11 protein-coding genes and 1 tRNA gene are annotated in these 9,420 nt (G+C 69.4%); 6 read left to right on the top strand and 6 right to left on the bottom strand.

Annotated features, from left to right (window positions below):
• Positions 1 to 543: ABC transporter ATP-binding protein (locus Q8Q77_RS13440; protein WP_305584113.1), on the bottom strand; the 543-nt coding region annotated here is incomplete at its 3' end.
• Positions 544 to 654: 111 nt separating this feature from the next.
• On the opposite strand from Q8Q77_RS13440, the gene Q8Q77_RS13435 reads away from it, so the two are divergent.
• On the top strand, positions 655 to 957 hold the full coding sequence (locus Q8Q77_RS13435; protein ID WP_371130457.1) for a zinc-finger domain-containing protein: 303 nt from the start codon (positions 655 to 657) through the stop codon (positions 955 to 957).
• Between the two features lie 81 nt (positions 958 to 1,038).
• The gene (locus Q8Q77_RS13430; protein ID WP_305584112.1) at positions 1,039 to 1,836 is read left to right on the top strand and encodes an isocitrate lyase/phosphoenolpyruvate mutase family protein; all 798 of its coding nucleotides are present in this window, start codon (positions 1,039 to 1,041) and stop codon (positions 1,834 to 1,836) included.
• Here Q8Q77_RS13430 and Q8Q77_RS13425 read toward each other — a convergent pair.
• Positions 1,833 to 2,387, bottom strand: coding sequence for a metallophosphoesterase (locus Q8Q77_RS13425; protein WP_305584111.1), 555 nt, complete (start codon positions 2,385 to 2,387; stop codon positions 1,833 to 1,835). The genes Q8Q77_RS13430 and Q8Q77_RS13425 overlap by 4 nt on opposite strands.
• A gap of 94 nt (positions 2,388 to 2,481) precedes the next feature.
• On the opposite strand from Q8Q77_RS13425, the gene polA reads away from it, so the two are divergent.
• Positions 2,482 to 5,343 carry a DNA polymerase I gene (gene polA, locus Q8Q77_RS13420; protein WP_305584114.1) on the top strand — a complete coding sequence of 954 codons (2,862 nt, stop codon included), beginning with the start codon at positions 2,482 to 2,484 and terminating at the stop codon, positions 5,341 to 5,343.
• A gap of 18 nt (positions 5,344 to 5,361) precedes the next feature.
• Here polA and Q8Q77_RS13415 read toward each other — a convergent pair whose 3' ends face one another.
• Genes Q8Q77_RS13415 through Q8Q77_RS13405 form a run of 3 tightly spaced genes read right to left on the bottom strand, consistent with a single transcriptional unit; the run spans position 5,362 to position 6,999 of the window.
• A complete protein-coding gene (locus Q8Q77_RS13415; RefSeq protein ID WP_305584110.1) occupies positions 5,362 to 6,138 on the bottom strand; it encodes a sulfite exporter TauE/SafE family protein in 777 nt (258 codons plus the stop codon).
• Between the two features lie 2 nt (positions 6,139 to 6,140).
• The gene (locus Q8Q77_RS13410) at positions 6,141 to 6,674 is read right to left on the bottom strand and encodes a rhodanese family protein (protein ID WP_305584109.1); all 534 of its coding nucleotides are present in this window, start codon (positions 6,672 to 6,674) and stop codon (positions 6,141 to 6,143) included.
• Entirely contained in the window at positions 6,649 to 6,999 is a 351-nt protein-coding gene (locus Q8Q77_RS13405) for a helix-turn-helix transcriptional regulator (RefSeq protein ID WP_305584108.1), read from the bottom strand. Before Q8Q77_RS13405 ends, Q8Q77_RS13410 begins: the two co-directional genes overlap by 26 nt.
• Positions 7,000 to 7,069: 70 nt before the next feature.
• Here Q8Q77_RS13405 and Q8Q77_RS13400 point away from each other — a divergent pair, with 70 nt between their 5' ends.
• Entirely contained in the window at positions 7,070 to 7,963 is an 894-nt protein-coding gene (locus Q8Q77_RS13400) for an MBL fold metallo-hydrolase (RefSeq protein ID WP_305584107.1), read from the top strand.
• Between the two features lie 61 nt (positions 7,964 to 8,024).
• A complete protein-coding gene (locus Q8Q77_RS13395; protein WP_305584106.1) occupies positions 8,025 to 8,885 on the top strand; it encodes a DUF1206 domain-containing protein in 861 nt (286 codons plus the stop codon).
• Between the two features lie 28 nt (positions 8,886 to 8,913).
• Here the strand turns inward: Q8Q77_RS13395 and Q8Q77_RS13390 are convergent.
• Positions 8,914 to 8,989: transfer RNA gene (locus Q8Q77_RS13390), tRNA-Ala, on the bottom strand.
• 116 nt (positions 8,990 to 9,105) lie between these two features.
• Between Q8Q77_RS13390 and Q8Q77_RS13385 the strand changes: the two genes are divergently transcribed.
• Positions 9,106 to 9,420 carry a YggT family protein gene (locus tag Q8Q77_RS13385; protein ID WP_305584105.1) on the top strand — a complete coding sequence of 105 codons (315 nt, stop codon included), beginning with the start codon at positions 9,106 to 9,108 and terminating at the stop codon, positions 9,418 to 9,420.

Below are 9,420 nucleotides of genomic sequence, written 5' to 3'. Positions count from 1 at the left end.
GAGCTGGCGGCGCAGCTCCACGTCCACCCCGGCGGTGGGCTCGTCCAGGATCAGCACCGGGGGATTGTGCACCATGGCCTTGGCCACCATCAGCCGGCGCTTCATGCCGCCGGAGAGCTGGCGGACATAGGCCTCGGCCTTGTCGCCCAGGCCGAGCGCATTGAGCAGCTCCATGGTCCGGCGCTCCTTGGCCGGGACCCCGTACATTCCGGCCTGGACCTCCAGGCTCTCGCGCGGGGTGAAGAACGGGTCGGCGGAGATCTCCTGGGGCACCACCCCGATGGCGGCGCGGGCGTCGCGGGGGCGCTCGTCGATGTCGCGGTCCCAGATGCGCACGGTCCCGGCCGTCTTCTTGGTCAAGCCCGCCAAGGTGTTGATGAAGGTCGACTTGCCCGCCCCGTTCGGGCCCAGCAGGCCGAAGATCGAGCCGCGCGGGATCTTCAGGTCCAGGCCCCTCAGGGCGTGCATCTCGGGCGTGGTCTTGGTGGCCGGATAGATCTTCACCAGGCCTTCGGCCTCGATGGCGTAGTCGGGAAGGGTCATTCAAAAGCGCCTAATTGTTGGCAAAGCGCCTAATTGACGGGCCGAGCCATGGTCGCATACCTAGGCGCGCGCGGCGCATCCGCCAAGCGTCCGCCGCCGGAGATTCTGTCCATGGCCCGCAAAGCCCCCGTTCCCAACCAAGGCCGCTCGTCCAAGCTCGAGCCCATGCCCGCCAAGCCGGCCCTGACGGCGAACCTGCCGCCCTCGGAGGTGATCGTGGTGCGCTCGGGCCGGGTGGCCTGCGACGGAGTCGGCGGCGCGCTCGGCCATCCGCGGGTCTGGCTGGAGATGGGCGAGGCGACCTTCGTCGAATGCCCCTATTGCGACCGCCGCTTCGTGCTGCCGGCCGGGTCCGAGGGGACCGAGGACGAGCGTCTGGCGCCCGGCGTCTATGAGGGCCCGCACGGACACTGAATGTCCCTGTCCGATTTCCGCCAACATGTCACGGCGGCGGTTCCTATATCGTCCTTCAGCGAACCCCTGGAGGCGATCCCCATGAGCCAAGCCGACACCTTCCGCGCCCTGCACGCCGGGCCCGACGTCCTCGTCCTGCCCAACGCCTGGGACGCGGCCAGCGCCGCCCTGATGGAGGACGCCGGCGCCAAGGCCGTGGCCACCTCGTCGGCCGCCGTGGCCTGGGCGCACGGCTATGCCGACGGCGACATCCTGCCGATCCCGACCCTGCTGGCCGCCATCGGCGAGATCGCCCGGGTGCTCAAGGCGCCGCTCACCGCCGACATCGAGGGCGGCTATTCCGATGACCTCGCAACCGTCGCCGACACCATCAAGGGCGTGATCGGGGCCGGGGCCGTTGGGATCAATTTCGAGGACGGCGCGCGCGATCCTGGCCTGCACGTCCGCAAGATCGAGACGGTCCGCAAGGCGGCCGCCGAGGCCGGCGTGCCCCTCTTCGTCAACGCCCGGATCGATGTCTATCTGCGCGGCCTAGCCAAGGGTGAAGCGGCGCTCGCCGAGACCCTGCGGCGGGCCGAGCTCTACAAGGCCACCGGCGCGGACGGAATCTTCGTTCCAGGTCCCGCCGAGGACGACCTGCTGGCGACGCTGGCCAAGGAGATCGCCCTGCCGCTCAACGTCATGGGCCGCCCCGGCGTGGCCCCGGCCCCGCGCCTGCAGGAGCTGGGCGTACGACGGCTGTCCTCGGCCACGGCGCCGTTCCGCGCGGCCTATGCTGCGCTCGGAACCTCGATCGCCGCCTATCTGGCCAGCGGCGACGCCGGGGCCCTGGCCCTGCTCGGCAAGGACTTGCCCGACCTCAACAAGCGTTTCGGTTAGCGGCCGATCTCGACGAACTGGAAGTCGAACCGGCCCTCGGCGACCTCCAGGCGGATGAAGGCCCCGGGGACACCATCCTCCATGCCCGAGGGTAGGGTGGCGCTTCCGGGGTTGAGCGCCATGCAGCCCGGAAACCAGCTCGACTGCGGCACGTGGGTCGAGGCGAAGAGCAGGGCCGTGATCTCGCCTCCGAACAGCTCTCGACATCTGGGGCGGAAGTTAAAATCCGGCGTGAACGGGTCGACCGCGCTCGCGAGACCCGCGGCCACCGGATCGAAGACGCAGCCCAGGCGCGTCGCGCCGAGTTGCAGGACACGGACCTGCAGGGCGGTGCGCGGATCGTCGCTGTCGTCCTGTCCGCGTACGCCCAGCACCGGGGCGATCTGCGCCAGGCGGTCCAGGCCCGCAGCCTCGCCCATGTCGCCCAGGGTGACGATCAGGTCCACCCCGGCCAGGGCCTCGAGGATCTGCGGAGTCCAGTCGGGGCCACCGCCGGGATGGATGTGGCAATCGGCGAGAACGGCGACAGTGACGGGGTGGGACAGGGCCATGCCGGCAGCCTAGCCCCAAGACCCCCGACGGCGCACGCCGGATATTGCGATCTGGCGGGTGACCGCGAGCTCCCTCGCGCCTATCTTCCCCACCATGACCGAGACCCTCGACGCCGCGACCGCCGCCCTCGACGATATCCCCCGCGCGCTGACCGAGGACGGGCCGGCGGTCCGCCTCTATCTGGTGGACGGCTCGGGCTTCATCTTCCGCGCCTATCACGCCCTGCCGCCCCTGACGCGCAAATCGGACGGCCTGCCGATCGGGGCGATCTCCGGCTTCTGCAACATGCTGTGGAAGCTGCTGGTGGACATGAAGGCCCAGGCCGAGGCGCCGACCCACCTGGCGGTGATCTTCGACCACTCGGAGAAGACCTTCCGCAACAAGCTGTACGACCAGTACAAGGCCCACCGCCCGCCGCCGCCCGAGGACCTGATCCCGCAGTTCCCGCTGATGCGCGACGCCACCCGGGCCTTCGGCGTGCCCTGCCTGGAGCTGCCCGGCTACGAGGCCGACGACCTGATCGCGGCCTATGCCTGCAAGGTGCGCGACGCCGGGGGCGAGGTGGTGATCGTCTCGTCCGACAAAGACCTGATGCAGCTGGTCGGGCCCCGGGTGTCGATGCTCGACACCATGAAGAACCTGAAGATCGGCGCCGAGCAGGTGTTCGACAAGTTCGGCGTCACGCCGGACAAGGTGGTCGACGTCCAGGCCCTATGCGGCGACAGCGTCGACAACGTGCCGGGCGCGCCGGGCATCGGGGTCAAGACCGCCGCACTGCTGATCAACGAATACGGCGACCTGGATTCGGTCCTGGCCCGCGCCGGCGAGGTGAAACAGGAGAAGCGCCGCCAAACCCTGATCGACTTCGCCGACCAGATCCGGCTGTCGCGTGAGCTGGTGCGCCTGGACTGCGACACGCCCCTGCCCTCGCCGGTCGACGAACTGGCGGTGCGTGAGCCGGAACCGGCGATCCTGGCCAAGTTCCTGGAAGAGATGGAGTTCCGCACCCTGGCCCGCCGCGTGGCCGGCGGCGGGACGAGCGCCCCGGCGGCTCCGGCGACGACCCCCGCGGCGCCCGCCCCGGCCGAGCGAGGGCCCATCGACACCAACGCCTATGTCTGCGTGCGCGACCTGGCCACCCTGGACGCCTGGATCGCCAAGGCCCGCGCGGCGGGGGTGGTGGCCTTCGACACGGAGACCGACGCGCTCTCCTCGGCCAACGCCAATCTCTGCGGCGTCTCCCTGGCGGTGGCGGCGGGCGAGGCCTGCTACATCCCCGTGGGCCACGAGCACGAGAGCGCCGGCGGGCTGGAGTTCGAAACCCCCGAGGCTATCGAGCAGATCCCCTGCGAGGAGGTCATGGCCCGGCTGAAGCCGCTGCTGGAGGACCCGTCGATCCTCAAGGTGGCGCAGAACGCCAAGTACGACATCGCCGTGCTGTCGCGGTACGGGATCGACGTCACCCCGATCGATGACACCATGCTGATCAGCTATGTGCTGGAGGCCGGCCTGCACAAGAGCCACGGCATGGACGAGCTGTCCAAGCGGTGGCTCGACCATGAGCCGATCAAGTTCAAGTCGGTGGCCGGGACCGGCAAGGCCGAGAAGAGCTTCAAGCACGTGCCGCTGGAGCCGGCCACCTGCTACGCCGCCGAGGACGCCGACGTCACCCTGCGGCTGTGGCAGACGCTGCGGCCGCGGCTGGCGCGGGAGAACCTGCTCACCGTCTACGAGACCCTGGAGCGCAAGCTGCCGGCCGTGCTGGCGGAGATGGAAAACCACGGGATCAAGGTCGATCCCGAGCGCCTGCGCCAGCTCTCCAACGACTTCTCGGTGCGCATGGGCGAGTTGGAGATCGAGGCCCACCGGTTGGCCGGCCGGCCGTTCAACCTGGGCAGCCCCAAGCAGATCGGCGAGGTGCTGTTCGGCGAGATGGGGCTGAGCTCGGGGCGGATCACCGCCACCGGCGCGGCCTCCACCGACGCCTCCATGCTGGAGGACCTGGCGGCCAAGGGCCACGAACTGCCCCGGGTGCTGCTGGACTGGCGACAGCTCTCCAAGCTGAAGGGCACCTATACCGACAACCTGATCCCAGCCATCGCCGCGCGAACCGGCCGGGTGCACACCTCCTACGCCCTGGCCTCGACCACCACCGGGCGGCTGTCCTCGTCGGACCCGAACCTGCAGAACATCCCGATCCGCACCGAGGAGGGCCGGCGCATCCGCAAGGCGTTCATCGCCGAACCGGGAAACGTGCTGATCAGCGCCGACTACAGCCAGATCGAGCTGCGGATTCTGGCCCATGTCGGCGATATCCCCCAGCTCAAGAAGGCCTTCAAGGAGGGCCTGGACATCCACGCGGCCACGGCGTCGGAGATGTTCGGCGTGCCCATCGAGGGCATGCCGGCCGAGACGCGGCGGCGCGCCAAGGCGATCAATTTCGGCATCGTCTACGGCATCTCGGCCTTCGGTCTGGCCAACCAGCTCTCGATCCCGCAGGAGGAGGCCGGGGCCTATATCAAGACCTATTTCGAGCGCTTCCCAGGCATCCGCGCCTATATGGACCGCACCAAGCAGGCGGCCCGCACCCAGGGGTTCGTGACCACCGTCTTCGGGCGCAAGGTCAATATCCCGGCGGTGTTCTCCAAGTCCCAGGCCGAGCGCGCCTTTGGCGACCGGGCGGCGATCAACGCCCCGATCCAGGGCGCTGCGGCCGACCTCATCCGCCGGGCGATGATCCGGATGCCGGCGGCGCTGAAGGAGGCCCGGCTCTCGGCCAGGATGCTGCTCCAGGTCCACGACGAACTGGTCTTCGAGGCGCCGCAGGCCGAGGCCGAGGCCCTGATCGCCGTGGCCAAGCGGGTGATGGAGCGCGCGGCCGAGCCGGCGGTGTCATTCACCGTGCCCCTGGTGGTCGAGGCCCGCGCCGCGGCGAACTGGGACGACGCTCACTAGACCCTCTACGGTCTCGTTCTAGGTAAGCGTGCGGAAAGCCACATAGGCGGCGGTCAGCAGCACCATAATCGCAAAGGCGCGACGGGCTAGGTCCGCGTGGCCGGCCAGGCGCTGGGCGACAGGCCCGCCAGCCAGGGCGCCGACGACGCCGCCCGCCACCAGGCACAGGAAGACCGGCCAGTCGATCAAGCCGGACGCGGCGTAGCTCACGCTCGTCGCGCCGCCGAACAGCACCACGGAGACCAGGGATGACGCCGCGGCGTTGGCGAGGGTCATGCCGGTGGCCGCCATCAGACCCGGAACGATGAGGAAGCCTCCGCCGATTCCGAAGAAACCCGCCGCCAGTCCGACGACCAGTCCGAGCGGCGCAAGCTTCAGGGTGCGCGCCGCGTCCAGATGGACGGTCGGATCGCCCTGCGACTTGCGCGGCGCGAGCATCGAAAGGGCGACCAGGGCCATGGCGCCGGCGAACCACAGCAGCAGTTGGCCGCCATCGACCAGCTTGGCCAGGTGCGCGCCCACCAGGGAGCCAGCCAGTCCCGCCCCGCCGAAGACGAGGGCGCAGGGCCACTTGACCCGCCCGGCGCGCGCCTGGGTCGCCAGGCCGACCGCGGCGTTGACAGCCACGGCGGCGGCCGAGGTGCCGATCGCCACGTGTGTGTTCTCGATTCCGACCATATAAATCAGCAAGGGCGTGGCCAGCACGGACCCGCCGCCGCCGAACACCGACAGCAGCAGGCCGATCACCGCGCCGCCGGCTGTTGCGAGCGCCAGGCTGGCGACAAAGGGGTCCACGGTCAGGTCCCGGCGGTCCGGTTCCAGGGCGCGAGGTTCAGCAGGCGGGCCATGCCGCAGAAGCCGGTGACGCCGGCCATCAACAGACCCGCCCCGACAGCGCCGGACAGCCCGAAGAAGACAGGATGGACGCCATAGCCCAAGGCCACGCCCAGGAGCACCAACGAGCCCGCGCCGATCTGCACCTGGCGCATCATCTCCAATGGGGCCTTGCGGTTTTCCGTCACAGGCAGGCCGGCGGCGGCCCAGCCGTCGACGCCGCCTTCCAGCAGAAAGGCCTCGCGGTCCAGGTCGGACACGAGGCGCTCGCAGTTGGCCGCCGTCCGCATGCCCGACTTGCAGGTGAAGACGACGGTCTTGCCGGGCGGGATGTTCAGCCGGGCGGGGCTGAACGCGGAAAGCGGGTGCGACCGGGCGCCCTTGACGTGGCGGCGGGCGAACTCATCGGGCTCTCGGATGTCGACCAGGACGGCGCGTTCATGGCGCAGCAGGTCGGCCACATGGCCTGGACTAAGGGTCTTGGCGGCGGGGGGCATCGGTCTTCATCTCCGGGGGACAGAATACCTCGGCGAGCGTCGCCACCACCTTGAGCGCCGCGGGATCGTTGATCCGGTACCAGATGGTCTGGGCCTCCCGACGGGTGGCCACGACGCCTTCCTCACGCAGCACGGCGAGGTGCTGCGACAGGGCCGACTGCGAAAGGCCGACCAGGGGCTGTAGCTCCCCGACCGATCGTTCGCCGTCCGTTAGCTGGCACAGGATCATCAGACGCCGCTCATTGCCCAGCGCGCGCAGAAGCTTCGCGGCTTCGGATGCGCTGGCCTCGAAACGGGTGATGTCGAAGTTCGCGAGATCGAGCATGCAGGCAATATATTCATTGAATCTAATTTAGCAACTCCTTATATATTGGCACGCCAAGGAGGCTCATTCCATGTCACCTGTCGTCCAGGTCTTTTTCGACACCGCTACGTCCACCGCCACCTACCTGGTGAGCGACCCGGCCACGGGAGCCGCCGCGATCATCGACCCCGTACTGGACTTCGAGCCGAAGGGCGCAGTGCTCTCCACGGCGTCCGCCGACGCGGTCCTGGCCGCCGTCCGTGACCAGGGGTTGACCCTGGCCTACGTGCTGGAAACCCACGCCCACGCCGACCACCTTTCGGCCGCCGACTACATTCGGCGCGAGACCAGCGCCCGCGTTGTGATCGGCGCCGAGATCACCCGCGTCCAGAAGGCCTTCATCCCGCTGTTCGAGGCCGATGACGTCTCGGCCGACGGCGCCGCGTTCGACATCCTGCTCAAGGAAGGCGATGAGCTGCCGCTTGGCGAGATCTCCGTCGGGGTCCTGCATACGCCGGGGCACACGCCAGCCTGCGTCACCTATCTGGTCGGCGACGCGGCCTTCGTCGGCGACACCCTGTTCATGCCCGACTACGGAACCGCGCGGGCCGACTTTCCGGGCGGCGACGCCGCGACCCTCTATCGGTCGATCCGCAAGCTGATGGCCCTGCCCCTAGAAACCCGCATCTTCGTCGGCCACGACTACCTGCCGCCCGGGCGCGACAGCTTCCAGTGGCAGACCACGGTGGCCGAGCAGCGCGCAGGCAACATCCACGTCCACGACGGCGTCGAGGAAGCCGCCTTCGTGAGCATGCGGCAGGCCCGCGACGCCACGCTCGCGCCGCCCACTCTGATCCTCCCGTCCTTGCAGGTGAACATCCGCGCCGGCGCCCTGCCCGCGCCGTCCGCCTCGGGACGGGTCTTCCTGAAGTTGCCGGTGACTTTCGCCGGGACAACCGACGTCGCGCGCCCCGCGGCGCCATAACGACGGGAACCGGCAGGCCATGGCCACGTTCGGGGACGGTTCCGCTTGAAGGGCGCCGGCCGTGACGACCCATGCGTTCGCCAGCTATCGGCGCACCCTGCGCGCCCACCCGCTCACCGCGGCCATCGAACTGGTCTGCCGCGCGGGCTATGTGGCGCGAGGCTTCGTCTATGTGAGCATCGGCTTCATCGCCCTGCTGGCCGCCCTCGATCGCACGCCGAAGGCGCAAGGCCCCATGGGGGCCCTGGAGGCCTGGGCGGCCTGGCCGCTGGGCTTCGTCCTGCTGTGGCTGACCGGCGCGGGCCTCTACGGCTTCGCGGCCTGGCGGGCGCTGCAGGCCCTGTTCGACGCCGACCACCAGGGGACAGGCTGGAAGGCGCTGGCCTCACGCGCTGGCCAGGCGATCAGCGGCGTGGTCTACGCCTCGCTCGGCCTCTCGGTGTTCGGCCTGCTCGACGCGCTGGAGGACCTGCGCGAGGTCGACGACCAGGCCAAGACCCGTGAGAGCCTCGCGGCCGCCCTGGCCATGCCGGGCGGCGAGCTGGTCGTCATCGCCGTGGGCCTGTTCGTGCTGGGCGTGGGGACCGGCAATATCTGGCAGGCGGCGACCAACGACTTCTGCCGGCGCATGTCCTGCGGCCGTGGCATCCGGGGGCCCGTGACCCTGCTGGGCCGCGTCGGCTATTTCGCGCGGGGCCTGGCCTTCCTACCGGCCGGCGGCCTCCTGGTCTTGGCCGGCCTCAACGCCCGGGCCGGCGAGGCGCAAGGCGGTCTTGGCGCAGCGCTGGACGCCCTGGAGCGCCAGCCGTTCGGGGAATGGATCCTCGCCATCACGGCGATCGGCCTGATGGCCTTCGGCCTCTTCGCCTTCGCTGAGGCGCGCTACAGGCGCATGCGGGTGGATGACGTCGTCGACGCCTGACCCGCACTCGTGACCTCGAGAAAATTCCTGGTGGAGCCGAGCGGAGTCGAACCGCTGACCTCCTCATTGCGAACGAGGCGCTCTACCAACTGAGCTACGGCCCCAGGAGGGGCGGAATTAGGGGCGGGAGGCCCCCTCTGTCAAGCCGCAGAAGCGCGCGGCTTGCAAGGCGCGGCGCGCCAGACGATACAGGCCCAGTCATTCCCTGCTGGAAACCTCGATGATCGCGCTGATCGGATTCGTCTTCTTTATCCTCGATAGCCTGCTGAGCCTGCTGGTCTTCGCCATGATCGCCAGCGCCATCCTCTCCTGGCTGGTGGCCTTCGACGTGATCAACCTGCGCAACCAATTCGTCTACGGGATCGCCAAGTTCCTGGACGCGGTGACCCGGCCGGTGCTGGCGCCGTTCCAGAAGATCATCCCACCGCTAGGCAATGTTGACGTCAGCCCGATCATCGCCATCCTGGTGATCAGCGGCGTCCAGCGCTACCTGCTGCCGGCGGCGCAGGGCGCCCTGCTGAACCTCGTCGTCTAG

This window comes from Phenylobacterium sp. (assembly GCF_030698145.1).
Lineage (GTDB): Bacteria > Pseudomonadota > Alphaproteobacteria > Caulobacterales > Caulobacteraceae > Phenylobacterium.
Note: the sequence above shows the minus strand (reverse complement) of the source record. Positions and strands in the feature narration are given on the sequence as shown.

Bases quoted from the DNA above. Each gene is read 5' to 3' on its own strand.
- Q8Q77_RS13405 (WP_305584108.1), bottom strand. From the start codon at position 6,999: ATGCTCGATCTCGCGAACTTCGACATCACCCGTTTCGAGGCCAGCGCA.
- Q8Q77_RS13435 (WP_371130457.1), top strand. From the start codon at position 655: ATGGCCCGCAAAGCCCCCGTTCCCAACCAAGGCCGCTCGTCCAAGCTC.
- Q8Q77_RS13400 (WP_305584107.1), top strand. From the start codon at position 7,070: ATGTCACCTGTCGTCCAGGTCTTTTTCGACACCGCTACGTCCACCGCC.
- polA (WP_305584114.1), top strand. From the start codon at position 2,482: ATGACCGAGACCCTCGACGCCGCGACCGCCGCCCTCGACGATATCCCC.
- Q8Q77_RS13385 (WP_305584105.1), top strand. From the start codon at position 9,106: ATGATCGCGCTGATCGGATTCGTCTTCTTTATCCTCGATAGCCTGCTG.
- Q8Q77_RS13425 (WP_305584111.1), bottom strand. From the start codon at position 2,387: ATGGCCCTGTCCCACCCCGTCACTGTCGCCGTTCTCGCCGATTGCCAC.
- Q8Q77_RS13410 (WP_305584109.1), bottom strand. From the start codon at position 6,674: ATGCCCCCCGCCGCCAAGACCCTTAGTCCAGGCCATGTGGCCGACCTG.
- Q8Q77_RS13430 (WP_305584112.1), top strand. From the start codon at position 1,039: ATGAGCCAAGCCGACACCTTCCGCGCCCTGCACGCCGGGCCCGACGTC.